The sequence below is a fragment of the Luteibacter sp. genome, assembly GCF_036499525.1.
Taxonomy (GTDB): domain Bacteria; phylum Pseudomonadota; class Gammaproteobacteria; order Xanthomonadales; family Rhodanobacteraceae; genus Luteibacter.
In genome coordinates this window covers 38077-63388 of the sequence record NZ_DASYDO010000068.1, presented here as the reverse complement: position 1 = coordinate 63388, position 25312 = coordinate 38077, and the positions used below count along the sequence as shown (strand labels likewise).

The window sequence follows — 25312 nt, the reverse complement described above, 5'->3', positions numbered from 1 at the left end:
ATCAGGTCGCCCCCGTCGTCCGATGAAGGTCGAGGTACTGGCGTGGCGTGCAATCGTACTCGCGCCGGAACACCGCGTACATGTACTGCAGGGAGGTGAAGCCACAACGCAGTGCGATATCCGCCAGCGGCGTGGCGGAATGCGCGATCAGGTCGCAGGCGGTGTCGAGTTTGTGCTTCAGGATCACCTGGTGCACCGTCTGCTTCAGCTCGCGCTTGAAGTGTTCTTCGAGCACGGTGCGCGACACGCCCACATAGTCGGCCACCTGCTCGGTCTTGATGCCGAGGCATCCATACTGGCGAATGTAATGGCTCGCCCGCATCACATGCGGACTGCGCATCGGGTGATAGCGGCTGGACGCCTGCACGTTGATGCCCACCGGCGGCACCAGCACCCGGGTGCCGGAACAATCCACGCCGCGAAGCATCTGGTGCAGGAGGTGTGCCGCCGTGCGACCCATTTCCTCAGCACCCTGGATCACCGAGGTGAGGGGGATGCGCGTGAGCAACTGCGCCATCGGATCGTTGTCGATGCCGACGATGGCGATCTGTTCGGGTACCGCGATGTCGCCGATCACGCAGGCCTGGAGGACCTGGCGCGCACGCGCATCGGTGGTCGCGATGATGCCGACGGGCTTGGGCAGCTCGCCCAGCCACGCGACCAGTTGCTCCACGGCTTCTCCCCAACCACCTGCGCTGGTGGGCAATCCCTCGTACACCGTGGCCTCCACCGCCTCTTCGTCCGCGATGGCGCGGAAGGCCTGCTCGCGCTCCTGCGCCCAGCGACTGCCTGGGTGGGGCGGAAGACCATAGAACGCGAAGCGGCCCAGCCCCTGTTCGATGAGGTGGTCGTAGGCGAGGCGCACAAGGCGCGCGTTGTCCGTGGCGATATACGGCACGCCGGTGGGATAGGCGGAAGGATCGCGGTACGACCCGCCGACCGCCACCACGGGGATGTGCAGGTCGCGCAATGCATCGGGCGCTTCGGGATCGTCGAAGTCGGCGATGACGCCGTCGCCCTTGAACTGGCGGATGTCGCGCATGCGGCTGCGAAAATCCTCCTCCATGAAGAGGTCCCACTCCACCCGCGTGCTGTTCAGATAGTGACCGATGCCAGCGACGACCTGTCGGTCGTACACCTTGTTGGCATTGAATAGCAGGGCGATGCGGTGGGGAGTCATGGCTTCCTCACGCTAGCAGGCTTCAGCCTTCCGACCATGACGCAGCGCGGCATCGAAAAAGACCTTCCGCCCGCCGGAAATCGCAATTGCGTGTGGGAGGGCCTGCTGGTCACGATCATTGGAATACATCTCCGCGTTCATCAAGGAACAGCTATGTCGTACTTTTCCATGGTCCCGAAGATTCGCTACGAAGGCCCAGGCAGCGACAACCCGCTCGCCTTCCACCACTACGACCCGGACAAGCGGGTGCTGGGCAAGCGCATGGCCGACCATCTTCGCCTGGCGACCTGCTACTGGCATACCTTCGTCTGGCCGGGGTCCGACGTGTTCGGGGCGGGTACCTTCACACGCCCCTGGCAGCAGCCGGGCGATCCGATGACCAGGGCCCGCGAGAAGACGGAGGCTGCGTTCGATTTCTTCTCGCGGCTCGGCACACCGTTCTATACGTTCCACGACACCGACGTGGCGCCCGAAGGCGATGGCCTTGCGGATTACAAGAACAACTTCGCCGCCATGGTCGACATGCTGGAAAAGAAGCAGGCCGACACCGGCATGAAGTTGTTGTGGGGCACGGCCAACCTGTTCAGCCATCCGCGTTACGCCGCCGGTGCCGCGACCAATCCGCAGCCGGAAGTGTTCGCCTATGCCGCCACCCAGGTGCGCTACGCCATGGAGGCCACGCAGCGCCTCGGCGGCGCCAACTACGTGCTATGGGGTGGCCGCGAGGGTTACGACACCCTGCTAAATACCGACCTGAAGCGGGAGCGCAGCCAGCTCGGCCGTTTCTTCCAGATGGTGATCGAGCACAAGCACAAGATCGGTTTCAAGGGCACGATCCTCATCGAGCCGAAGCCGCAGGAGCCAACGAAACACCAGTACGACTACGACGCGGCCACCGTCTACGGCTTCCTGAAAGAGTTTGGCCTGGAGAATGAGGTGAGGACGAACCTCGAGGCCAACCACGCCACGCTTGCCGGCCACTCCTTCCACCATGAGGTGGCGACGTCGATAGCGCTGGGCGTCTTCGGCTCGATCGACGCCAACCGCGGCGATCCGCAGAACGGCTGGGACACCGACCAGTTCCCGAACAGCGTGGAAGAATTGACGCTGGTCACTTACGAGATCCTGAAGGCGGGCGGTTTCACCACGGGTGGCTTCAACTTCGATACCAAGGTACGCCGCCAGAGCAGTGCACCCGAAGACCTCTTCCACGGCCATATCGGCGCGATCGACGCGCTGGCTCTAAGCCTGGAGCGCGCGGCGAAGATGATCGAGCGCGACGCGCTGGCCGATTTCAAGGCGAAGCGTTACGCCGGCTGGGAGGGCGATTTCGGCGGCAGGATTCTACAAGGCGGCTACACGCTGGCCTCGCTTGCGGACGATGCCGTGGCGCACGATTTCCGTCCCCGGCACGTTTCGGGTGGACAGGAGTTGCTCGAGAACATCGTCAACCGCTATATCTACGGGTGAATGAGATACGACATGGAAGCACCGGCGCGCCTGTACCTCGGCATCGACCTGGGCACATCTTCGGTGAAAGCGGTCGTCATGGACGAGGCGGGCGCCGTGCGCGCCAACGCCTCCAGCCCGCTCGAAGTCTCCCACCCACGGCCACGCTGGTCGGAGCAGGACCCGGCCACGTGGTGGGCGGCGACGCAGGCCGCCGTAGAGAAAATCCTCAAGGAAGTAGAGGCGCGCCGCATCGTGGCCATCGGCCTTTCGGGGCAGATGCACGGAGCCACGCTGCTCGATAAGTCCGGCAACGTCCTGCGCCCGGCCATCCTGTGGAACGACGGGCGCTCGGATGTCGAATGCGCCGAACTGGAACGCGTTCCCGGATTCCGCGCAATCACGGGCAACCTGGCCATGCCGGGATTCACGGCGCCGAAGCTCGCATGGGTACGCAGGCATGAGCGCGAGGTTTTCGATCGCGTCGCGAAAGTGCTCCTGCCGAAGGATTACCTTCGTTTGTGCCTCACCGGCGAATACATGACCGACGCCTCGGACGCCGCGGGCACGCTGTGGCTGGATGTGAACAGCCGCCAGTGGAGCGACGGGATGCTCGCCGCGACCGGACTCGACCGCTCGCACATGCCGCAGGTGCTCGAGGGGACCCAGCCGGCCGGGCGCCTGCGCGGTGAGCTGGCGGTGCGCTGGGGCATGGATGAGGTGCCGGTGGCGGCAGGCGGTGGCGACAATGCGGCCGGCGCCGTCGGCGTGGGCATCGTGCGCGACGGCCAGGCCATGTTGTCCCTGGGTACTTCGGGCGTGTATTTCGCGGTATCCGATGGTTTTCGCGCGAGTCCCGAGCAGGCCGTGCATGCGTTCTGCCATGCCTTGCCGGATACCTGGCACCTGATGTCGGTAATGCTCAACGCGGCCAGTTGCCTCGATTTTACGGCACGGCTCACCGGGCTGGGTGACGTGCCGGGCTTGCTCAAGGAGGCCGAAGCCCGGGGCCTCGCGATGCATGGCCCGCTGTTCCTGCCTTACCTCACGGGCGAGCGTACGCCGCACAACAACCCGCACGCACGCGGGTCGTTCACGCAACTTGGCCCCGACACCGACCGCGCCGACCTTGCCAACGCGACGCTCGAAGGCGTCGGCCTTGGTCTTCTGGATGGCTTGCTGGCGGTGGAATCCACGGGACTCGTCGCCGACGAGATCACCGTGATCGGGGGCGGCTCACGCAGTGCCTACTGGACGCAGATGCTCGCCGACATCCTCGGCAAGCGCCTTGTCCTGCGCAGTGGCGGCGAGGTCGGGCCCGCCCTGGGCGCGGCCCGCCTCGGCCGGCTGGCCGCCGAACCCGATGCTTCGCTGGACGAGGTTTGTCCGATGCCGCCGGTCACGGCCGCGTTCGAGCCCGATGCGGCGCGTCATGCTTATTTCCTGCAATCGCGTCACCCTTTGTTCCGTCGCTCCTACGAGCAACTGAAACCCCTGTATGTCGACGCCGCCGCGGGCGACGTCCTTCGTCCCTCCCTGAGGGCGATGCCATGACCCGATGGAGAAGCACATGAAACAGAAGTCCCTGCATACCCTGCTAGCCGTATCCATGGCCGCCGCCGGTGTCTTCGCCACGCCGCAGGCGCATGCGAGCAAGGACAAGCCGGTGATCGGCTTCTCCATCGACGATCTGCGCGTCGAGCGCTGGACGCGTGACCGCGACTACTTCAAGGCGGCGGCCGAGGCCAAGGGCGCCACCGTTTCCGTGCAGTCCGCCGATGCCAACGAACAGAAGCAGATCCAGCAGATCGAAAACCTCATTTCGCGCAAGGTCGACGTGATCGTCATCGTGCCGTTCAACGCCAAGACGCTCACCACGGTGGTGGCCGAGGCGAAGCGCGCGGGCATCAAGGTGATCTCGTACGATCGCCTGATCCTCAACGCCGACGTGGACGCGTACATCTCCTTCGACAACGACAAGGTCGGCCAGATGCAGGCGCAAGGTGTCATGAACGCCGCGCCCAAGGGCAATTACTTCCTGCTCGGCGGCGCGCCCACCGACAACAACGCGAAGATCCTCCGCGAGGGCCAGATGAAGGTCCTGAAGCCACTGGTCGACAAGGGCGACATCAAGATCGTGGGCCAGCAGTGGACCAACGAGTGGCTGGCGTCCAACGCGCAGTCGATCATCGAGAACGCCCTCACCGCGAACAAGAACAACATCCAGGGCATCGTCGCCTCCAACGACGGCACGGCCGGCGGCGCCGTCGCTGCCTTGAACGGCCAGAAGCTGGCCGGCAAGGTAGCGGTCTCGGGCCAGGATGCCGACCTCGCGGCCATCAAGCGGATCAAGGCCGGCACCCAGACGATGACCGTGTACAAGCCGATCAAGACCATCGCCACCGATGCCGCGAACCTTGCCGTGGAGATGGCGAAGGGCGGCACGCCAACTTTCACGTCGACGATGAACAACGGCAGGAAGGATGTGAACACGATCCTGCTCGCACCCACCGCCCTGACGAAACAGAACGTCGATCTCGTGGTGAAGGACGGCTTCTACACGCAAGCCCAGGTAGGCCCCTGATCCCGTCGTCATGAGCGAATACCTGTTCGAGATGCGCCGCATCGTCAAGGAATTCTCCGGCGTGCGCGCGCTCAACGGCATCGACCTGGCCGTTCGGCCGGGCGAATGCGTGGGCCTCTGCGGCGAGAACGGCGCAGGCAAGTCCACCCTCATGAAGGTGCTGTCGGGCGTGTATCCCTATGGCACCTGGGAGGGCGAGATCCTCTTCGACGGCAAGCCGCTGAAGGCGTACACGGTGCGCGACAGCGAAGACACCGGCATCGTCATCATCCATCAGGAGCTGATGCTGGTGCCGCAGCTCTCCGTGGCGGAGAACATCTTCCTTGGCAACGAGATCCGCCGGTTCGGCGGGCTCATGGACTACGACGCGATGTATGCCAAGGCGGACGCGCTGCTGGCCCGCCTGAAGCTGAAGGACGTGAACGTGGCCGCGCCGGTGATGAACTACGGTGGCGGCTACCAGCAGCTGTTCGAGATCGCCAAGGCCCTGGCGAAGAACGCGCGCCTGCTGATCCTCGACGAGCCGTCGTCGTCGCTTACCTCGTCCGAAACGAACATCTTGCTGTCGATCATCGAGGACCTGAAGCGTGACGGCGTGGCCTGCGTCTATATCTCGCACAAGCTCGAGGAAGTGGCGCGGGTCTGCGACACCGTCACCGTCATCCGCGACGGCAAGCACATCCTCACCAAGCCGATGGCCGAGATGACCACGCATTCGATCATCACGGCGATGGTCGGCCGCGACATCGAGAACTTGTTTCCGAAAGTGGAACACGACATCGGCGAGGTGGTTTTCGAGGCGCGGCATGTCACCTGTTGGGACGTCGCCAATCCGAACCGCAAGCGGGTGGACGATATTTCGTTCCAGGTCCGCCGTGGTGAGATCCTCGGCATCGCCGGTCTCGTCGGTGCCGGTCGCACCGAGCTTGTGTCGGCGATCTTCGGTGCGTATCCGGGGCGCTACGAGGCGGAACTGATCCTCGAGGGCAAGCCAATCAAGGTGCGCACGCCGGAGCAGGCGATCAAGGCGGGCCTGTCGCTCGTGCCCGAGGACCGCAAGCGGCAGGGCATCGTTCCCCTGCTCGGTGTCGGCGACAACATCACGCTCGCCACGCTGACGCATTACGCACACGCCGGCCAGATCGACCGGCAGGCGGAAATGCGGACGGTCGAGGCCGAGATCAAGCGCCTGCGCGTCAAGACAGCGAGTCCCGAGCTACCGATCGTCGGGTTGTCCGGCGGTAACCAGCAGAAGGCGGTGCTGACGAAGATGCTGCTGCCCGAACCGAAGGTGCTGATCCTCGACGAGCCCACCCGCGGCGTCGACGTCGGCTCCAAGTACGACATCTACAAGCTGATGTTCGAGCTGGCTTCCAAGGGCGTGGCGATCATCATGGTCTCGTCGGAGATGCCCGAGGTGCTCGGCGTCAGCGATCGCGTGCTCGTGGTGGGCGAGGGCAGGCTGCGTGGCGATTTCCCCAGCCTGGGTCTGACCCAGGAGCAGGTGCTCGCCGCCGCCATCTCGCACGCCGCGGAAGGGCCCGCCCACGCCGCCTGATCCAACGATCCGTTCACAGCGTTACCAGGGAAAGCCTTCCATGCAGGCACAGAAAGTCCAGCAACTGTTCGTCCGCTACAAGATCCTCGCGCTGCTCATCGCGGTCGCGATCATCTGGGTGTTCTTCCACCTGAAGACCGAGTCGGCCTTCATCACGCCCGGCAACCTGTCCAACCTGTTCCGGCAGATGGCGATTACCGGCATGCTCGCCTGCGGTATGGTGTTCGTCATCATCGCCGGCGAGATCGACCTCTCGATCGGCTCGCTGCTCGGCCTGCTCGGCGGCGTCGTGGCGATCCTCACCGTCAACGAAGGCTGGGGCACGTGGCCGGCCATCGGCGCGGTGCTCGTCCTTGGCCTGCTGCTCGGCGCGTTCAACGGCTTCATCGTTACCAAGATGCGCGTGCCGTCGTTCATCGTCGGCCTCGGCGGCATGCTCGCTTTCCGCGGCATCGTGCTGTACGTCACCGGCAGTTCGACGATCGCGCCCGCCCCCGACGACCTCATCGCGCTCGGCCAGGGGTTCGTACCGCAGGCGCTGTCGCGCTGGATCGGCGCCGTGATCTTCCTCGTGATGATCGGCCTGACCGTGCGCCGCCGCATGCGCCGTTCGACGCTGGGACTCCATCAGGTCGCGGTGTGGATCGACGTGGCGCGGCTGGTCGCCATCGGTGCGTTCGTCGCGGGCTTCATCCGCATGCTCAACGATGCGAACGGCATCCCCATCCCGGTGATGATCCTGCTTGGCCTGCTGGCCGCGTTCACTTACGTGTCGACGCAGACCGTGTTCGGCCGGCACATCTACGCGGTGGGTGGCAACATGGAGGCCACGCGCCTGTCCGGCGTGAACGTGGCGCGGGTCAAGCTGGTGGTATTCGCGTTGATGGGCCTCATGTGCGCCTTCGCCGGCATCATCACGGTGGCGCGCACGGGCTCGGGTTCGCCCTCGGCCGGCACGGGCGGCGAACTCGATGCCATCTCGGCGTGCTTCATCGGCGGCACGTCCATGCGCGGCGGATCGGGCACGGTCTATGGCGCGCTCATCGGCGCCCTGGTGATGGCCAGCCTCGACAGCGGCATGCAGCTGATGGACGTGGACAACTCATGGCAGATGATCATCAAGGGCGTCATCCTCGTGCTGGCTGTGTGGGTGGACGTACTTTCCGGTTCCAACCGTAACGCCTGACCCGGCCACGACATCCGACGTGTAGGAGCGCGCCCTGCGCGCGACAGCTTTTGAGGCCGAGAGCACAGGCCCTGTAGCTCTCGGCGAAAAGCTGTCGCGCGCAAGGCGCGCTCCTACAGCGCGTCGTTACGGCAAGGTCCTGGCCATCTTCAGATAGTGCTTCAACGTCGGCAGGGTCTTCGTCGCGAAGGCTTTCAGCTGCGGGCTGGAGCCCTTCTCGATCTCGGTCTCGAAGATCGCCACGGCCTCTTCGTGGTCGGCGACCATCATCGTCGCGTAGGCCTTGTCGAACTCGGCACCGCTCATGCGCGACATGGCGTCGAGGTTCTTCTGGCTGTCCGGTGGGGGCGCATCGACCAGCGCGTAACCCTTGTCGCCGGATTTCAGTCCCGCGAGTTCTTCGTTGACCCGGGTATGGTCTGCGACCATCTTCTGCGCGAATGCCTTCACCTTGCCGGAGGACGACTGCTTCAGCGCCAGCTGGCTCGCAGCCACTTCGGTGAGCCCCGAAGCTCCCGCGTTCTTGAAGAATCCGCTATCGGTAGGCGTGCCACCCTGGCTGTCCTTTTCCTGGGCTTGCGCAGACAGGCCCAGCGTGGCGGTGAGAAAGGCGATGGCAAGGGCAGGGCGGCGGCGGCGGTTCATGGTGAGATCTCCGGCAGGGAAGGGCTAAGGTTTCGCACCACGCCCATGAAGTGCTTGTGACAACTGCCGTGGCACGTTGCGTTGGCGCCGCGGCCTCTTGGTCGATGCCGCTGAAGGGTTCGTCTCGCGTGTTGTAGGAGTCGCCATGGCGGCGAGGGAGTCTTGCGAAACGCCGCCATCGAAAGCGACATAGGCCTTAGCGGCGAGGGGCACGGTTGCCGGCTGCCATCACGTCCTACGAAGCGAAGGACCACGAAAATGCTCATTCTCCGCATGCTGATGCTGCTCGTTAAAGAACGCCGCAGGGGCGGTCGTTGTTAGCCGAAAAAGCTCGACGACTCCCGATTACAGCGCAAATTTGTTTATCACATGAATGGACACCGTACCGAAAACCTTTGCGTCCATGTTTCTCAAACAATCGCCGAAGCGAACTGATAAAAGGTCGCGGCGAACATGCCACTCCGTCCCACGTCTGTAGGACAGGGCGTTCGCATAGTCAGACTCGCCAAGGAAACTCAATGAAGAGCATCTATCTGAAGCTGTCCGGCCCCGACATGAAGGGCGAATCGATGGATAAGGAGCACAGCCAGTGGATTGAACTGAGTGCGCTGCACCATGAAATAATGCAGCCCGCGTCGCGCAACGCGTCGACCGCAGGTGGTCACGCAATGGGGCGCACCGAGCATGGCGACATGACCGTGGTAAAGGACCTTGATATGGCCAGCCCGTTGCTCGCGCAGGCCGTATCCAGCGGTATCACCTTCGATGCTGCGCAGATCGTGTTCTATCGCGCTGCCGGCGATGGCAAGCGGGTGAAATATCTGGAGATCCAACTCAAGAATGTCCTCATTTCTCGTCTTGAGCTAAGCGTCAACGATGTCCTTCTCCCAGTCGAGTCCATATCACTCAGGTACGCCGCGATCCAGTGGAAGTACCAGAAGCAGAAGATCGACGGCGGAGTCGCCGGCAACACGTTGGGCACATGGAGCCTGACGAAGAACGATAAGACGTTCTCCGTCTGATGTCAGATCGGAAGGAGTGAATCATGCTAGATGGCGTTTTCAAACTGAAGCCCGATACGGCGCTGGTCATTGCCGGGTTTTCATTCCCGGCGTTCTCCGGTCTCGGCGAACTTCGAAATCGGCGTACACATATGTGTGTCCCCAATCAAGGGCCCATTCCCGTAGGAATGTATTACATCGTCGATCGGCCCGAGGGAAGGACTTTCGGGCTAGTCCATAAGTTGTTCAAAGGCGATTGGTTTGCGTTGTATGCGAAGGACAAGGTGATCGATGACGAACGATATTGTGCAGGGCTACTGAGGGGGCAGTTCCGATTGCATCCGAAAGGTTCCAACGGAAGGAGCGAGGGATGCATCACTGTTGAGCATCAGTCAGATTTTGACTTGCTTTACAGCTTGTTGAAACAAACCGGGAAGGAGTCGATTCCGGGGACGGACTTCATGACCTATGGAACAGTGCGGGTGTCATGACCGTAGTCGGCAGAATTCTCGGGTGGGCATCGTGGCTGGCCGTCGCGGCATGGCTATATGGAGTCATCTGGACACATCTGGATCATTCTCTGGACTTTTCATTCCCAGAAAGCTTCTATTCCTGGTGGGGAGACCTGCTGGACGTTCAATCACACGATGGCTCCCACTACCTGTTCATATGGGGGACTTCGCTTCCCATGGTTTTGGGCTTGCATGCCGCTGCTTGGGTAGTCCTTCATTATGTTGGTTTCGCGTCCGGCCCTCATCGTCTGGTCTACCTACGATGGCAGCGAAGGGTCTCTGCCATCGTAGGCTGGACTAGTTGGCTGTTAGTGGTAACACTCGCGGCCCTAGCCATCAGCGATGCGATCGACAAGGCGAAGGATGGCGAGCTCACGAAATATTCCGGCAGCGAAATTGCGATAATTGTCGCCAGCGTGTTTTGCGCTGTCGGAATCGTTCATCTGGTCGCCCTGCGAATTGCACGTCGACGCAGGCTTGCCGCGAGCACCCATCGCCGCTGATTTGAGCGGTGAGGGGCGTACCCCGACGCTTCTCGCCAGACGCAAACGGCGTGCGTGCCAAACACGATGGCGAAGCCGGGCCCGGACAACCCGGACATAGGAAAGAGCCAAAAAAAACGGGCACCCGAAGGTGCCCGTTTCATCCGGCAGGTGGCGTCCGCTTACTTGCGGGCGACCTTCGCACCAAGGCCTGCGGCGTCGCGCAGGATCTCGGCCTTGTCGGTCTTCTCCCAGGAGAACGCCGTGAACGTATTGCCGTTCTTGTCGGTGATCTCGTAGGGCTTGCGACCGAAGTGGCCGTTCGAGGCCGTCGGCTGGTACATCGGGTGGACCAGGTCGAGCATCTTGATGATGCCGTACGGGCGCAGGTCGAAGTGCTTGCGGATCAGCTTCTCGATCTTCTCGTCGGAGATCTTGCCGGTGCCAAACGTGGTGACCGAGATCGACGTGGGCTCGGCCACGCCGATGGCGTAGCTGACCTGGATCTCGCAACGGTCGGCCAGGCCGGCCGCCACGATGTTCTTCGCGACGTAGCGCGCGGCGTACGCGGCCGAGCGATCGACCTTCGACGGATCCTTGCCCGAGAACGCACCGCCGCCGTGACGGGCCCAGCCGCCGTAGGTGTCGACGATGATCTTGCGGCCGGTGAGGCCGCAGTCCCCCACCGGGCCACCGATGACGAACTTGCCCGTCGGATTGATGTGGAACTTGGTGCCCTTGTGCAGCAGCTTCGCCGGAAGCACGGGCTTCAGGATCAGCTCGCGCACACCTTCGATGAGATCCTTCTGCTTCACGTCCGGATCGTGCTGGGTGGAGAGCACGACGGCGTCGATGGCGACGGCTTCGCCGTTCTCGTAGCGCAGGGTGACCTGGCTCTTCGCGTCCGGGCGCAGCCACGGCAGCGGCGAGTTCTTCTTCTTGCGGACCTTGGTCTGCTGCTCCACGAGACGGTGGGCGTAGTGGATCGCCGCCGGCATGTACTCGCCGGTCTCGTTCGTGGCGTAGCCGAACATCAGGCCCTGGTCGCCCGCGCCCTGTTCTTCAGGCTTCTTGCGGTCCACGCCCTGGTTGATGTCCGGGGACTGCTTGCCGATGAGGTTCAGCACGCCGCAGGTTTCGCCGTCGAAGCCGACTTCGGAGGAGTCGTAACCGATATCCAGGATGACCTTGCGGGTCAGGGCCTCGAGGTCGATCCAGGCACTGGTGGTGATCTCGCCCGCGACGATGGCCACGCCGGTCTTCACCAGCGTCTCGCAGGCCACGCGCGCGCGCGGATCCTGGACCAGGATCGCGTCCAGGACGGCGTCGGAGATCTGGTCGGCGATCTTGTCCGGATGGCCTTCGGAGACCGACTCGGAGGTGAAGAGGTAGTTGCTCATCGGGGCGATATATCCTTCTTTACGGATAAAGAGATAAATGGGGCGCGCCATGATACACGGCCCCGGTCCGTTTTGCAGCGGGGAGGGTACTGCCAGGGGGTGACGATTGCATGGATGTTCAGGAGGCCCGGCCTCCGGACGCCCGGGCAAGGCGCCAGGGGCGGCCCCTTCGCCGCTAAAGCGGCTCCTGAATAATCAGAAGCCCTCCAGGGGATGCGGGCCGTAAGCGTCTTCCAGGAGCGCGGTTTCCTCGGCGCTGAGAACGAGGTCGATCGCCGCCACGGCATCGTCGAGGTGGTGTGGCTTCGATGCGCCCACGATCGGCGCGGTGACGCCCTGGCGATGCGCCACCCAGGACAGCGCGACCTGCGCGCGGGGCACGCCGCGCTCGTCGGCCACCTTCTTCACCGCCGCGACGATCGCCTTGTCCGAGTCCACGGTGGCGTTGTACAGCGTGCCGCCGAACAGGTCGTTGTCCTGCCGCGCGCTGCGCTCGTCCCAGTCGCGGGTGAGGCGGCCGCGGGCGAGCGGGCTCCATGGCAGCACGGCGATGCGCTGGTCGACGCAGAACGGAATCATCTCTCGCTCCTCCTCGCGCTGGAGCAGGTTGTAGTGGTCCTGCATGCTCACGAATTCCGTCCAGCCATGCAGGCGCGAGGTGTATACCATCTTCGCGAACTGCCACGCGTACATGGACGACGCACCGAGATAACGCACCTTGCCGGCCTTTACGACGTCGTGCAGCGCTTCCATCGTTTCCTCCACGGGAGTAGTGCGATCGAAGCGGTGGATCTGGAGCAGATCGATATAGTCGGTGCGGAGGCGCCGGAGGCTGTCGTCCACGGAATGGAAGATCGCCTTGCGCGACAGGCCTCCGGCGTTAGGTCCTTCGCGCCAGCGGTAGAAGGTTTTCGTGGCGATCACTACTTCGTCACGCCTCGCAAAATCCTGCAGGGCGCGACCCAGGATGTCTTCCGACGTTCCGTCGGAGTAGAAATTCGCCGTGTCGAAGCAATTGATGCCCAGATCCAATGCCTTGCGGATGAAAGGACGGCTTTCTTCCTCGCCGAGCGTCCATGCATGGGTGCCGCGATCGGACGCGCCATACGTCATGCAGCCCAGCACGAGGGGAGAAATTTCGAGGCCGGTGCGGCCCAGTTTCACGTAGCGCATGAAGGAACTCCGTCGGTAAGTCGTTCTTGCCGTAGTGGCGTAGACGTTACATATACCCGCCAGGGCTATCTTCAAAGGTCTCACCCCTTTGGAGAAGCACCATGTCACCGATCGGCGCTACGCGGCGCGCGCCACGCATCACCGGCATCGTCGTCGGCATCCTGGGACTCGCGCTTGCCCTGGGCGGCATCTGGCTCGTCGCCCTGGGTGGCAGTGTTTATTACCTCGTTGCAGGTGCGGCTGCGTGAAGGACCTCAAAGTCGCATGGACGGCGCGCACCGGCGACACCATCCGCCCCGGTGAGGACAAGGGCGGCACCGATGCGGGCCATGAGTTCAATTTCGAGAACACGCCCATCAAGGTCGGGGACACGCTTTCCGTGTGTACCGGGCATAGCTGGGTGGTGGCCTTCGATGCCGCCACCGGGCAGAAGAAGTGGAGCTTCGATCCCAAGGCCGACACGGAAGCGGATGTCTATCTCGCTTGCCGGGGTGTGGCCTATTACGAGGCGCCGCCGGGAACGCAGACCGGCTGCCCGCGCCGGATCATCGCGCCCGTGCTCGATGCCCGCCTCATGGCACTGAACGCCGACACCGGCAAACCGTGCGAAGACTTCGGGCAGCATGGCTTCGTATCGCTCACGCAGTATCTCGGCCACGTGCCGGCAGGCTTCCACTTCGTCACCTCGCCGCCGCTGGTAATCAAGGACCGCGTCATGCTGGGGGGATGGGTGTACGACAACCAGGCCGAGGGCGAGCCCTCCGGCGCGGTGCGCGCCTTCGATCCCCTTTCCGGGAAGCTCATATGGGCATGGGACGTGGGGCACGATCCGCAGAACTGGACGCCGGGCCCGGGCGACCAGCTGACCCGGGGCACGCCCAACGCGTGGGGCGTCTATACCGCCGATCCGGACCTCGGCCTGGTCTACCTGCCGATGGGCAATGCCACGCCGGATTACTTCGGCGGCCACCGTCGCCCGATCGACGAGAAGGTGTCCAGCTCCACCGTGGCGCTGGATATCGAAACCGGTGCGCCGAAGTGGGTCTACCAGAACACGCACCACGACGTATGGGACATGGACGTGCCGACGGGGCCTTCGCTGGTCGACCTGCCGGACCGGCAGGGAGGCAGCGTTCCCGCGCTCGTGCAGACAACGAAGCGGGGAGAGTTCTTCGTACTCGACCGCCGCACGGGTGCGCCGTTGACCGACGTACGCGAAAAGCCGGTGCCGCAGGGTGCGGTGCCCGGCGACTTCACGTCGCCGACGCAGCCATATTCCGTCGGCATGCCATCGCTGGCGCCTAAGGACCTCACCGAACCGTCGATGTGGGGTGCGACGCCGTTCGACCAGCTGATGTGCCGCATCGAATTCCGCAAGGCGTACTACAAGGGCCAGTTCACGCCGACGCAACGGGAGGACACCATCGTGTATCCGGCGTTCGACGGCGTGATCGACTGGCATGGCGCGTCCATCGATCCGTACAACAAGCGGCTCATCCGACGAACGCACGGGCAAGGAGTTGTGGAAGGCACGCCTTCCGGCCGGCGGACAGGCTAATCCGATGTCATATTCGGTGAACGGCAAGCAGTACGTCGTCATCGCCGCCGGCGGCCACAGCGGCCTGGGCACGAAGTCGGGTGATTACGTGGTGGCGTACACCCTGCCGTGAGGGCGATTCCTGCGAAGCGAGCCCTTGAATCCGTGAGAACACCCCTTATCTCAGCTGCCAGCACGGAAACACGCCTTGGCGGAAATTAAATCAAGGCGTAACATTTCCACCCGTCACGAGAGCCAACACCATGTTCCGCTGCAAGCACGATTTGATGCACATCCCAACGATCGCCCCACGGGCGCGTCGCGGGTGCGCGCGCGCCGTGCTTGGAGTTACATCGTCATAAGACCATGTTCCGGCCTCGAAGAACCTGAAAAGCACCCGCAAGGGTGCTTTTTTTTGCCTCCAGGAACCGTAGCCATGAGTACCACCCGAGAAACCCGTATCCCCGTCGACCGCTGGCGCAACCTCGGCATCATCGCGCACGTCGACGCAGGGAAGACCACGCTCACCGAGCGCCTCCTTTACAAGACCGGCACGATCCACCGTACGGGCGAGGTGCACGACGGTGCGACTACTACCGATCATATGGAACTCGAGCGCGAGCGTGGCATCACGATCGGCGCCGCGGCCGTGCGCGCGAACTGGGCGCCGGATGGCGGCCAGCCGCACCGTCTCACCCTCATCGACACGCCGGGACATATCGACTTTGCGATCGAGGTCGAGCGGTCGTTGCGCGTGCTTGACGGCGCGGTGACGGTGTTCTCCGGCGTAGCCGGCGTGCAGCCGCAATCCGAAACCGTGTGGCACCAGGCGCGTCGTCACGGCGTGCCGCTCATGGCCTTCGTCAACAAGATGGACCGTCCCGGCGCGGACTTCGACGCGGTGGTCACGCAGATGCGCGACAAACTCGGTGCGAATCCGTGGGTGGTCGCGCGGCCGATCATCGAGGGCGAGCACATGACGGGCCTTGTCGACCTCGTTGCTGAACGCATCTGGCGTTTCGACGATGCCGGCAATCCCGCCGCGCATGCCTGGAACGAAGACGAACGCGTTGCTTACCGGGAATCACGCGCCGAACTCGTGGCAGCCGTCGCGGACCGCGACGAAACGCTGGCCGAGCTGTGGCTTGCCGAGCGGCCTATCGATGCCGTCGCGCTTACGGCCGCGCTCCGGCGCGGCACGCTAGCGGGTGCCGGTTCGCCGGTGCTACCGGGTTCGGCGTTCCGCAACGTCGGCATCGAACCCCTGCTGGATGCATTGGTGGCGTACCTGCCTTCGCCGCTCGATCGCCCCGCGGTCGTCGCTCATACCGACGACGGCGACACGATGGTCGCGCCCGAAGCGGACGCGCCGCTGGCCGCGCTCGTCTTCAAGGTCGTGAACCAGGCGCATGGGCCGCTGGCCTTCGTGCGGCTTTATGCGGGCCGCCTGAATGTGGGCGATGCTGTTTGGCGCAGCGGTACCGATCGCGTGCAGCGCATCGGCCGCCTCGCCGTCGTGCGCGCGGAAGAGACCGAAGCGGTGGAGTCTGCCGAAGCGGGCGACATCGTCGCCATCGCGGGCTGGAAGGACGTGTCCACCGGCGAAACCCTGGCCGACACGCATCGGCGCGTGCGGCTGGAGACGATACAGGCGCAGCCTGCCGTGTTGTCCTGGCGCCTGTCGCCCGAGCGTTCGGCCGACCTGCTCAAGCTCGGCAACGGATTGGCGCGCCTGGCGCAGGAGGATCCGTCCTTCCGCGTCGGCACCGATCCGGACACCGGTGAGACCCTGGTCTGGGGCATGGGCGAACTGCACCTCGAGGTGATGGTGGAGCGCCTGCGCCGCGAATGGGGTGTGCAGGTGCGCACCGGTTCGCCACGCGTGGCGTACCAGGAAACGCCGGCCGCCGCGTCGGGTGCGATCGAAGGGAAGCTTGCGAAGCAGACCGGTGGCAGCGGCCAGTTCGCGCGCGTCGTGCTGTCGGTCACGCCGAACGGCGGCGAGGCCAACACGTACGAAGATCGCACGACCGGTGGTGTCATTCCGAAACAGTTCCAGGCGGCGGTGGCGAAGGGTGCCGCCTCGGCACTGCTGGAGGGACCGCGCGGCTATCCGGTAGTCGGCGCTGCGGTCGCTGTACTGGACGGACAGGCGCACGCCGTGGACTCGAGCGAGATGGCCTTCCATCGCGCCGCGCAGATCGCCGTGAAGTCGGCGCTGGACGCGACGGGCACGGTGCTTCTGGAACCGGTGATGCGCGTCTGCGTGAGCGCGCCGGGTCCGGCGGTCGGCGACGTGCTGGGCGACCTGCAACGGCGTGGCGGGCAGATCGTGAACCTGGTCGACCGGATGGAGCGCACGGAGATCGAGGCCGACGTGCCCCTGGCCCAGCTGGACGGATACAGCACGGCATTGCGCTCGCTGAGCCAGGGCCGGGCCTCGGCGACGGTGGCTTTCCATGCGTACCGCCCGGTGACGCAGGAGCCGTCCCGCCGTTCGGCGTGAGAACGCCGGCTTTGTAGGAGCGCGCCCTGCGCGCGACAGCTTTTGAGGCGGCGAGCAACCGGCCCCCGCTGCTCTTCGCGAAAAACTGTCGCGCGCTGGGCGCGCTCCTACACGAGCCGGCTGTGGCGAGGTACGCTTCAGTCATGATTTCTTATCCCGACGCGCTTGCGCTCCTTCTGAACGAAGCCCAGCCCCTCGGCAGCGAAGACGTTGCGCTCGATGGGGCCACGCGACGATTCCTTGCCGGCGACATCCGCGCCCCGTTTGTGCTCCCTTCGTTCGACAACGCGGCGATGGATGGTTACGCACTGCGCGCGAGCCACGAAACGATAGCCGCCGGTTCGACCTTCGCCGTCGCCGCCATGCAGGCGGCAGGCGATGCGACACCCACCTATCCACCCATGGAAGCCTGCGAGATCGCCACGGGCGCGCGCATGCCCGAAGGTTTCGACACGGTCGTGCCCGTGGAGCGCAGCGATCGGCAGGGCGAACGGGTACGGTTTCCCGTCGAAGAACGCCGTGGCCAGAACGTGCGCCTCGCGGGCTCCGATATCGCGCTGGACGCGCAGGTACTCGAGCGTGGTCGTCGCGTCGACGCCGCCGCGGCGATGCTGCTTGCCGCGCTCGGCATCGAGCGCGTCGACGTCATTCGGCGACCGCGTGTCGCCATCGTCACGACGGGGAGCGAACTCAACGCCGCGGGGCCCTTGCCGCCCGCGGGTATCCACGATTCGAACGGACCGTTCCTTGCTGCGAGCCTGGCCCGGTGGGGCGTCGAAACGCTGTCGCGTTCACGGGTGCGGGATTCCGGTGGCGCGTTCGCAACGACGATAAGGGATGCGCTCGATGCACACGCGGACCTGATCGTCACCACCGGTGCCGTATCGGCCGGACGTTTCGATTTCGTCCCGGCGGCGCTCGCCGCACTGGGTGCGCGCGAACTCTTTCACAAGGTGGCGATACGCCCCGGAAAACCGCTGCTTGCGGCGCGCTTCGACGGCGGCCCGCTGGTGCTGGCGCTGCCGGGCAATCCGATGGCGGTCGCCGTCGGCTATCGCTTCTTCGTGGCGCCCGTGCTGCGCGCGATGGCTGGCCTCGCACCGGAACGCCCCGATCGCGTTCGCGTGGTCGCACCGCTTCGCGGCCGCGAAGGCATGCAGCACTTCGCCCTCGGCCATATCGGGCGCGACGCGGACGGGCGGCAGGTGGCGCGCATCACCCAGGCGCAGGCCGCCTACCGCATCCTGCCGTATGCGCAGGCGAACGCATGGCTCACAGAAGCCGACGGCGCCGATGACGTGGGCGATGCGTGGCCCCTCGATCCGGCGGACGCCCCATGATCGTGGGCCTCGTACTTGCCGGCGGCCTCTCGTCGCGCATGGGCGAAGACAAGGCGATGCTGCGTATCGACGGCCGCAGCTTGCTGGAAATGACGATAAGGACACTGTGGGATGCCGGCGCGGGCGGGGTGGCGATCAGCGGCACCCGTGCGGGGGGCATACCGGACCGCTGGCCTGGCGCCGGGCCCGTCGGCGGTATCGCGAGCGCCATGCACGGGCAGCCGGATGGCGAATGGCTCGTGGTGCCCGTGGACATGCCGCGTCTGGGCAGCGAGGTACTCGCCCCGCTGCTTGCCGAGCGTAGCCGTGCCGCGACGCACTGGCGGGATCATCCCCTGCCCATGCGCCTGACCATGGATGCCGCCGCGCGCGAGGTCCTTGACGAACTGATGACCCGGCCCGGGCGCGCCTGTTCCATCGCCGCGTTGCAGGCGCGACTTGGCGCGACGGCGCTGCCGCTCGACGGTCTGGACACGCGGCTGCTGGTCAACTGCAATACCCCCGACGAATGGCGCGAGGCGAACGCATGAGAGTGCAATTGGAGGAGGACACGATCCGCGTGCGGATCGACGAGGACGAGCTGAGCGAACTGCTCCAGGACATCGCATTGCTGGGGTCCACCGCGTTCGGCAGGGCCTTTACCATGCGTTATGCGATCGACGCCACCGACAACGGCTGCACCTTGTCCGGTACAGCGCACGAATGGCGCATGGAGGTGCCGCGCGAGGCGTTGCGCGACCTGCAGTCGCGTTTGCCGAGCAAGGACGGTCTCGTGTTCGACATCCCCGGCTACGACACCGTGGCGACCACGGTCCGCTTCGACGTCGACGTGAAGGACAGCCTGCGCCGGCGCAGAGGCTAGCGGATACGTTCCGGGCGGCTGTAGATGTTGAAGCGGCCGGGGCGTGCGAAACCGAGCAGCGTCACGCCGCAATCCACCGCCAGATGCACCGCGAGTGCCGTGGGAGCCGAGATGGCCACGACGATCGTCATGCCCGCGACGGCGGCCTTGGTAACCATCTCGTAGCTGGCGCGGCTGGTGATCGCGAGGAAGCCGTCGCGCGGATCGGTACCCGCGACGAGCATGGCGCCGATAAGCTTGTCGAGCGCGTTATGCCGGCCCACGTCTTCGCGCACGTCCACGATCGTGCCGTCCGGCGCGGCCCAGGCAGCGGCATGCACCGAGCCGGTGAAGGCGTTGATCGGCTGGCGCGAGCGCAGCGATTCGAGCGCGTGTTCGATGGCATCCGGGCCGATGACGGGTCCGGCGGCTACCGGTGGAGGATGGCGTACGACGTCCTCGAGCTCCCGGCTACCGCAGATGCCACAACCGCTGCGGCCTGGGAGTTCGCGTGCACGCTGCGGCGCTAGCGATAATCCGGAGGCCGTGCGCACGTCCACCACGATACCTTCCAGCACCTCGCGCACCTCGATGTCGACGATGTCGGACACCGATTGCACCTTTCCTTCCGTCAGGGAGAAACCCCGGGCGAAATCCTCGAGGTCGGCCGGCGTGGTCATCATCACCGCGAAGGGCTCGCCGTCGAAATGCATCGCGACCGGCACTTCTTCGGCCAGGCGATCGTCGTCCTCGCTGCGCCGGCCACGCTCGAAGCGGATCACGGGGCGCGTGGCGCAGCCGGGTGGCGAACGTCTCTCAGGTGGCATGCGCCGCCTTCGGTCGGGCCGGGCGGGAGGCGGGCGCGGCTGCCGCCTCGATGCGTACAGGCACCGACTTGTACGCCGGCGTGCCTGAGCGGCGGTCGTGACTTTCCAGCGCGATGAGCACGTTGCCTTCCGGGTAGTACATCGCCACGGAACCCTCGGCGATGTCGTACGCCACGGCGACGAAGTTGCGCACGGCGCGCAGCTTGCCGTCGGCCGCGTTCGCGCCCGTGGCGAACACATCGATGCGGTCGCCATGCGCGAGTCCCCGCGCGGCGAGGTCGTTCGCATGCATGAAGACCACGTCGCGGCGACCAGTTACACCGCGATAGCGGTCGTTGAGGCCGTAGATCGTGGTGTTGTACTGGTCGTGCGAACGCACTGTCGTAAGCATCAGCCCGTTCACGTCCAGCGGCGGATTCTCTTCAAGGCCAGGGGCAAGAAGGAAGTGCGCACGCTTGTCCGGCGTGGCCCAGTCGCGCTCGCTGGCCGACACGCGCAGGCGGAAGCCGCCGGGCACGCTTACGCGGCGGTTGAAGTCGCGGAAGATCGGGAAGACTTTCTCGATGTCGTCGCGGATGAGGTTGTAGTCGCCGACGAGGCGAGCCCAGTCCACGCGCGTGCGCGGCAGGGTGGCCTTGGCGATACCCGCCACGATCCACGGTTCGGAACGCAGGTGCCCGGAGGCCGGCGCCAGGGTGCCGGCGGAGGCGTGCACCATCGACATCGAATCCTCCACCGTCACCGCCTGTGGGCCGGTGGCTTGCTCGTCCAGCTCGGTGCGGCCGAGGCAGGGGAGGATGATCGATTCCTTCGCCAGGATCAGGTGCGAGCGGTTGAGCTTCGTGGCGATGTGCACCGCGAGGTCGAGCTTGCGCATCGCCTCGAAGGTTTCCGCGGTATCCGGCATGGCGACGGCGAGGTTGCCGCCAAGCGCGATCAGCGCCTTCGAACGGCCCTCGCGTATCGCGATCACCGCTGCGACGGCGTCGTGTCCATGCGCCACCGGCGGCTCGAAGCCGTACGTGCGGCGAATGCCTTCGTTGAGCTCGTCGTTGGGCTTTTCCGTGATGCCCACGGTGCGGTCGCCCTGCACGTTGCTGTGTCCGCGCAACGGGCAGATGCCGGCGCCCGGGCGGCCGATGTTGCCGCGCAGGAGCAGGAGGTTGGCGATCTGCTGGACATTCTCCGTGCCATGCGCGTGCTGGGTGATGCCCATGCCGTAGCAGATGATCACGTTCTTCGCCTTGGCGTAGATGTCGGCAGCGTCTTCGATCTCGGCCCGGGTGAGGCCGGAATGGCGCTCGATGGCCTCCCAGGACGTGCGGGTGACGTCCTCGGCGAGTGCCTCGAAGCCGGTGGTGTTGGCTGCGATGAACTCGCGGTCGAGCACGCCTGGCATGCCTGCGGCCATGGCGCGTTCGTCGACGGCGAGCAACGATTTCATCATGCCCTTGAGCACGGGCACGTCGCCGCCGATCTTCAGCTTGTAATAGGTGGAGGCGATGCGTACCGACTTGCCGGTGAGCATTTCCACCGGATGCTGCGGGGAGGTGAATCGCTCCAGGCCGCGTTCGGGAAGGGGATTGAGCACGACAATGGGTACGCCGCGCAACGATGCCTCACGAAGCGTGGACAGCATGCGCGGATGGTTGGTGCCCGGGTTGTGGCCGATGCAGAAGATCGCGTCGCACAGTTCGAAGTCGTCCAGCACCACCGTGCCCTTGCCCGAACCGACCGATTTCGGCAGGCCCACGCTGGTGGCCTCATGGCACATGTTCGAACAGTCGGGAAAATTGTTCGTACCGTATTCGCGGACGAACAGCTGGTAGAGGAAGGCGGCCTCGTTCGACGCCCGGCCGGAGGTATAGAACTCGGCCATGTTCGGATCGGGCAGGGCGCGCAATGCCGCACCGATGCGCTGGAAAGCCTCGTCCCAGGCGATCGGCTTATAGGTGTCGCTGGCGCGGTCGTACGCCATGGGGTGGGTGAGCCGGCCGAGACCCTCGAGGGCATAGTCGGTGAGGTTCCAAAGGTCCGCCACCTTATTGCTGGCGAAGAACTCGGGCCGAACCCGCTTGGCCGTCGCTTCCCAGGAGACCGCCTTCGCGCCGTTCTCACAGAATTCGAAGGAAGAGGTTTCCTTGGGATCGGGCCACGCGCAGCCGGGGCAATCGAAGCCCGTGGGCTGGTTCACCTTGTGCAGCGCGAGGGACTCTCGTGCGATGGCCATCTGGCCGCTGATCGCTTTGGCCACGGCACCCAGCGCGCCCCAGCCGCCAGCCGGACTCTCATACGGTTCGAAGCCAGGTACGGATTTCTCGCTCATAGGGGCGCTCGACAAGGAATGGACTCAGCCCGAATCATTCTACGCGCGCGTCGGGCGATGCAATTGAACGAAGGTACGACGCCCGCAAGGCGACGGAGGCCTCTGCCGCGCCGCCACATGCGAGAGCGTGATGGACGTCACGAGGCGGCACGGAGGGTTTGTGCAATGCACAATAGTCATGACGTAAGTTAAGTCATGCATTCCATGCATAACTGATAGTGGCATGATCGCATTGTTCCCACCGCCCACGGGGACGAGCATCGCCACCGCTCCGCCGGCGTTTCGGCGGGTTCGGGGGTTCCACCATGACATTTCGCCGCTTCGCCATCGCCGCGTTCGCAACGCTCGCCGCATCTACTGCCTTCGCGCAGAGCACGCCGGATGCGCAGCAGCCACGCCAGACCGCACCAGCCGCCACGAAAGACGACAAGAGTCCGGTCGACCGGTGGCGCGACGAAGGCGTGTCGCTACGCTTCGTCTGGTCGAACGACTGGGCAGGCAGTGTCCGCGGCGGCGAACGGGTCGGCGCGACCAATGGTGGCGGCGCGGTCGGCGGCGCCGACCTCGACATGGCCAAGCTTGCCGGCATCGAAGGCGGCAAGGTGCACATCACGTTCTCGCGCTACTACGGGCACAGCGTGGCGGCGGACGATATCGGGGTGGTGCAGAAGATCCAGGGCTACTGGTATCCGAAGCGTCAGTGGGAGCTGGCCCAGCTGACCTGGGAGCAGCAGTTTTCCAGCAGCCACATCAACGTGCTCGCGGGGCGGATGAACGCGACCTGGCAGTTTGCCCGTTCCACTTACGGCTGTCGCTTCGTCAGTGCACCGGACTGCCCGTACCAGCTCACCAACACGTCGGGTGGGTTCACCGGCTTTCCGTACGTGAACTGGGGCGCACGCGTGAAGTACCAGCCCGATGCACGCTACGTGTCGATCGGCGCGTTCGAGATCAATCCGGACCGTCGCAACAACAATGGCCTGGACTGGGGTATCGGCAAGGCGACGGGCGTGCTGATTCCGGTGGAAGTGGGTTACGGCACAAGCTTCGCCAACGACCCGTACCCGAAGCACCTGATGATCGGTGGCTGGTATAACTCCGCCCGGTTCACCGATCCCGAACTCAACACACGAGGCCTGCATCGTGGCCTCGTTGGCGGTACCGCGCGCAATTACGAGGGCGGGCGTTACGGCCTCTACCTCCTCGCCGACAAGGTCGTATGGAAGCCGGATCCCACCAGGAATACTCGCAACCTCGCACTGTTCGGCTCGGTCACCGGCCCCATGGATAACGCCGAGAACTACACGCTGCAGTCGACCGTCGGCATGTTATGGACCGGTCTTTCCGCTGCTCGCCCGACCGATTCGCTGGGCTTCCAGGCCACGCTGTTCCGTTTCAGCAGGAAAGCGGTGGGTTTCGAAGACGACCTGGTCCACAAGAACAGCGGCGCGAACGATCACTTCGCCCGCAACGAATGGATGACCGAGCTCAACTACAGCTACAAGCTGCTGCCGGTGGTGAGCCTGGTGCCTAACCTGCAGTACATCGTGCATCCGGACATCCTCGGCAACACCGTGGGCGTGAATCGCGTGTCGGCCAATGCGATCGTGGTCGGCCTGCGCGTGATGGTGAACATGGGTGGGCCCGGTAGCCGGTGAAGCACCCTGCGCCCCGTTCGGCACATAATCGGGTCACCCTGAGCGGCTGGCGCGTGGCACACCCGTGGACCTGAAACACCTGCAGAGCTTCATCCGCATCGTCGAGTTCGGCAGCCTCACGCGGGCCGCCGCCACTCTTGACGTGTCGCAGTCGCTGCTGAGCCGCCAGGTGCGCCAGCTCGAGATGGAACTGGGCACCCACCTGCTGGAGCGCAATGGCCGGGGCGTGGTCGCCACCGAAGCCGGACGCGAACTGGTCGAACATGGCCGCGGCATCCTGCGTCAGGTGGAAGTGGCGCGCATGCAACTGGGCCAGGCGCGCGGCGTCTTTGCCGGCAAGCTCGCCATCGGCTTGCCGCCCAGCGTGGGCGGCTTGCTCACCGTCGACCTCGTCATGCGCTTTCGCGAACGCTACCCGGCCGCGCAGATCAGCGTGGTGGAAGCCCTGAGCGCCAGCCTGCTCGAATGGCTGCAGCTCGGCCGCCTGGATTGCGCACTGCTGTACAACCCCGCGGTGAACGCCAACATGCGCTTCCGCCACGTGCATACCGAGCAGCTCTACCTCATCGGCGGCATGAATGACGGCCACGAGTTGCCAGAGAGCGTGCCGCTGGCGACGCTCGGCCAGTACCCGTTGATCATTCCTTCGCCGCTACACTCGGTGCGGCAGCTCATCGAAGCGGATGCCGCGCGCTATGGCGTATCCCTCGACATCCGGCTGGAAATCGACTCGGTCCGCTCGCTGCTGGACCTGGTCGAGCGCGGTGTCGGCTATGGCGTGCTTTCCCGCAACGCGGTGCTGGCGCGGCGCGGTCCCCACCAGCTGCGCGCCGTGCCGATCGTGATGCCGAACATCGTCACGCGGCTGGTCGTGGCGACGCCCACGCAGCGTCCGATGAGCCCCATCACGGAAAGGGCACTCGTGCTGGTGGACGAACTGATCGCGGAAGGAAAGCTCGACCCGCTGAACTGAAAGCCGTGCTGCATTGCATCAAATGCAAGACACCCGTACAGATATGACGATTGTGCATAACAGATAGGCGTTTGATCGCGTTGTACGCCCCCGTCGACGGGAAGACCATCCTTCCGTTGACTCCTCTTTAGGCG

Annotated in this window: 22 protein-coding genes; 16 read left to right on the top strand and 6 right to left on the bottom strand. The window is 64.8% G+C overall.

Annotation, left to right across the window (positions count from 1 at the left end):
- Position 1: 1 nt before the first annotated feature.
- Positions 2-1180 (bottom strand): XylR family transcriptional regulator, encoded by a 1179-nt coding sequence (locus VGM71_RS13770; RefSeq protein ID WP_331546082.1) that lies wholly within the window; start codon positions 1178-1180, stop codon positions 2-4.
- Positions 1181-1333: 153 nt separating this feature from the next.
- Here VGM71_RS13770 and xylA point away from each other — a divergent pair, with 153 nt between their 5' ends.
- From xylA to VGM71_RS13745, 5 genes are read left to right on the top strand one after another with little or no spacing between them, the layout of a single operon-like run.
- The gene (xylA, locus tag VGM71_RS13765; protein ID WP_331546080.1) at positions 1334-2650 is read left to right on the top strand and encodes a xylose isomerase; all 1317 of its coding nucleotides are present in this window, start codon (positions 1334-1336) and stop codon (positions 2648-2650) included.
- A gap of 12 nt (positions 2651-2662) precedes the next feature.
- A complete protein-coding gene (gene xylB, locus VGM71_RS13760) occupies positions 2663-4183 on the top strand; it encodes a xylulokinase (protein ID WP_345786175.1) in 1521 nt (506 codons plus the stop codon).
- Between the two features lie 16 nt (positions 4184-4199).
- Complete coding sequence (xylF, locus tag VGM71_RS13755; protein WP_331546078.1) at positions 4200-5213, top strand: D-xylose ABC transporter substrate-binding protein; 1014 nt, start codon at positions 4200-4202, stop codon at positions 5211-5213.
- 10 nt (positions 5214-5223) lie between these two features.
- The gene (locus VGM71_RS13750; RefSeq protein ID WP_331546076.1) at positions 5224-6771 is read left to right on the top strand and encodes a xylose ABC transporter ATP-binding protein; all 1548 of its coding nucleotides are present in this window, start codon (positions 5224-5226) and stop codon (positions 6769-6771) included.
- 40 nt (positions 6772-6811) lie between these two features.
- Positions 6812-7957, top strand: a complete 1146-nt coding sequence (locus VGM71_RS13745; RefSeq protein ID WP_331546074.1) for a sugar ABC transporter permease — start codon at positions 6812-6814, stop codon at positions 7955-7957.
- Between the two features lie 126 nt (positions 7958-8083).
- Here the strand turns inward: VGM71_RS13745 and VGM71_RS13740 are convergent, their stop codons facing one another.
- The gene (locus VGM71_RS13740) at positions 8084-8602 is read right to left on the bottom strand and encodes a DUF4142 domain-containing protein (protein ID WP_331546072.1); all 519 of its coding nucleotides are present in this window, start codon (positions 8600-8602) and stop codon (positions 8084-8086) included.
- Between the two features lie 518 nt (positions 8603-9120).
- Between VGM71_RS13740 and VGM71_RS13735 the strand changes: the two genes are divergently transcribed.
- The 3 genes from VGM71_RS13735 to VGM71_RS13725 are packed head-to-tail and all read left to right on the top strand — an operon-like array spanning position 9121 to position 10618.
- The gene (locus tag VGM71_RS13735; protein WP_331546070.1) at positions 9121-9624 is read left to right on the top strand and encodes an Hcp family type VI secretion system effector; all 504 of its coding nucleotides are present in this window, start codon (positions 9121-9123) and stop codon (positions 9622-9624) included.
- A 23-nt stretch (positions 9625-9647) separates the two neighbouring features.
- Positions 9648-10094, top strand: coding sequence for a DUF2778 domain-containing protein (locus VGM71_RS13730; protein ID WP_331546068.1), 447 nt, complete (start codon positions 9648-9650; stop codon positions 10092-10094).
- A complete protein-coding gene (locus tag VGM71_RS13725) occupies positions 10091-10618 on the top strand; it encodes a hypothetical protein (protein WP_331546066.1) in 528 nt (175 codons plus the stop codon). Before VGM71_RS13730 ends, VGM71_RS13725 begins: the two co-directional genes overlap by 4 nt.
- Before the next feature lie 161 nt (positions 10619-10779).
- Here VGM71_RS13725 and metK read toward each other — a convergent pair whose 3' ends face one another.
- Together metK and VGM71_RS13715 are read right to left on the bottom strand one after the other, a co-directional pair.
- The gene (gene metK / locus VGM71_RS13720) at positions 10780-11997 is read right to left on the bottom strand and encodes a methionine adenosyltransferase (RefSeq protein WP_331546064.1); all 1218 of its coding nucleotides are present in this window, start codon (positions 11995-11997) and stop codon (positions 10780-10782) included.
- A 195-nt stretch (positions 11998-12192) separates the two neighbouring features.
- Positions 12193-13170, bottom strand: a complete 978-nt coding sequence (locus tag VGM71_RS13715) for an aldo/keto reductase (RefSeq protein ID WP_331546062.1) — start codon at positions 13168-13170, stop codon at positions 12193-12195.
- Positions 13171-13271: 101 nt separating this feature from the next.
- On the opposite strand from VGM71_RS13715, the gene VGM71_RS13710 reads away from it, so the two are divergent.
- From VGM71_RS13710 to VGM71_RS13685, 6 genes are all read left to right on the top strand, one after another.
- The gene (locus VGM71_RS13710; RefSeq protein WP_331546060.1) at positions 13272-13418 is read left to right on the top strand and encodes a hypothetical protein; all 147 of its coding nucleotides are present in this window, start codon (positions 13272-13274) and stop codon (positions 13416-13418) included.
- Positions 13415-14728: a PQQ-binding-like beta-propeller repeat protein gene (locus tag VGM71_RS13705; RefSeq protein ID WP_331546058.1), complete on the top strand. Its 1314-nt coding sequence runs from the start codon at positions 13415-13417 to the stop codon at positions 14726-14728. Before VGM71_RS13710 ends, VGM71_RS13705 begins: the two co-directional genes overlap by 4 nt.
- Positions 14729-15143: 415 nt before the next feature.
- Positions 15144-17213, top strand: coding sequence for an elongation factor G (gene fusA, locus VGM71_RS13700; RefSeq protein ID WP_331546056.1), 2070 nt, complete (start codon positions 15144-15146; stop codon positions 17211-17213).
- Positions 17214-17356: 143 nt separating this feature from the next.
- Positions 17357-18553 carry a molybdopterin molybdotransferase MoeA gene (locus VGM71_RS13695; RefSeq protein WP_331546054.1) on the top strand — a complete coding sequence of 399 codons (1197 nt, stop codon included), beginning with the start codon at positions 17357-17359 and terminating at the stop codon, positions 18551-18553.
- Positions 18550-19083 carry a molybdenum cofactor guanylyltransferase gene (gene mobA, locus VGM71_RS13690; protein ID WP_331546052.1) on the top strand — a complete coding sequence of 178 codons (534 nt, stop codon included), beginning with the start codon at positions 18550-18552 and terminating at the stop codon, positions 19081-19083. Before VGM71_RS13695 ends, mobA begins: the two co-directional genes overlap by 4 nt.
- Positions 19080-19415: a hypothetical protein gene (locus tag VGM71_RS13685; protein ID WP_331546050.1), complete on the top strand. Its 336-nt coding sequence runs from the start codon at positions 19080-19082 to the stop codon at positions 19413-19415. Before mobA ends, VGM71_RS13685 begins: the two co-directional genes overlap by 4 nt.
- Here the strand turns inward: VGM71_RS13685 and fdhD are convergent.
- Together fdhD and VGM71_RS13675 are read right to left on the bottom strand one after the other, a co-directional pair.
- Positions 19412-20221: a formate dehydrogenase accessory sulfurtransferase FdhD gene (gene fdhD, locus VGM71_RS13680; RefSeq protein WP_331546048.1), complete on the bottom strand. Its 810-nt coding sequence runs from the start codon at positions 20219-20221 to the stop codon at positions 19412-19414. The two genes, VGM71_RS13685 and fdhD, sit on opposite strands and share 4 nt — an antisense overlap.
- Complete coding sequence (locus tag VGM71_RS13675) at positions 20211-22547, bottom strand: FdhF/YdeP family oxidoreductase (protein WP_331546046.1); 2337 nt, start codon at positions 22545-22547, stop codon at positions 20211-20213. The genes fdhD and VGM71_RS13675 overlap by 11 nt, the downstream gene beginning before the upstream one ends.
- Before the next feature lie 305 nt (positions 22548-22852).
- Between VGM71_RS13675 and VGM71_RS13670 the strand changes: the two genes are divergently transcribed.
- Complete coding sequence (locus VGM71_RS13670) at positions 22853-24205, top strand: carbohydrate porin (protein ID WP_331546044.1); 1353 nt, start codon at positions 22853-22855, stop codon at positions 24203-24205.
- A gap of 64 nt (positions 24206-24269) precedes the next feature.
- Positions 24270-25178, top strand: a complete 909-nt coding sequence (locus VGM71_RS13665) for a LysR substrate-binding domain-containing protein (protein WP_331546042.1) — start codon at positions 24270-24272, stop codon at positions 25176-25178.
- The last annotated feature ends 134 nt before the right edge of the window (positions 25179-25312 follow it).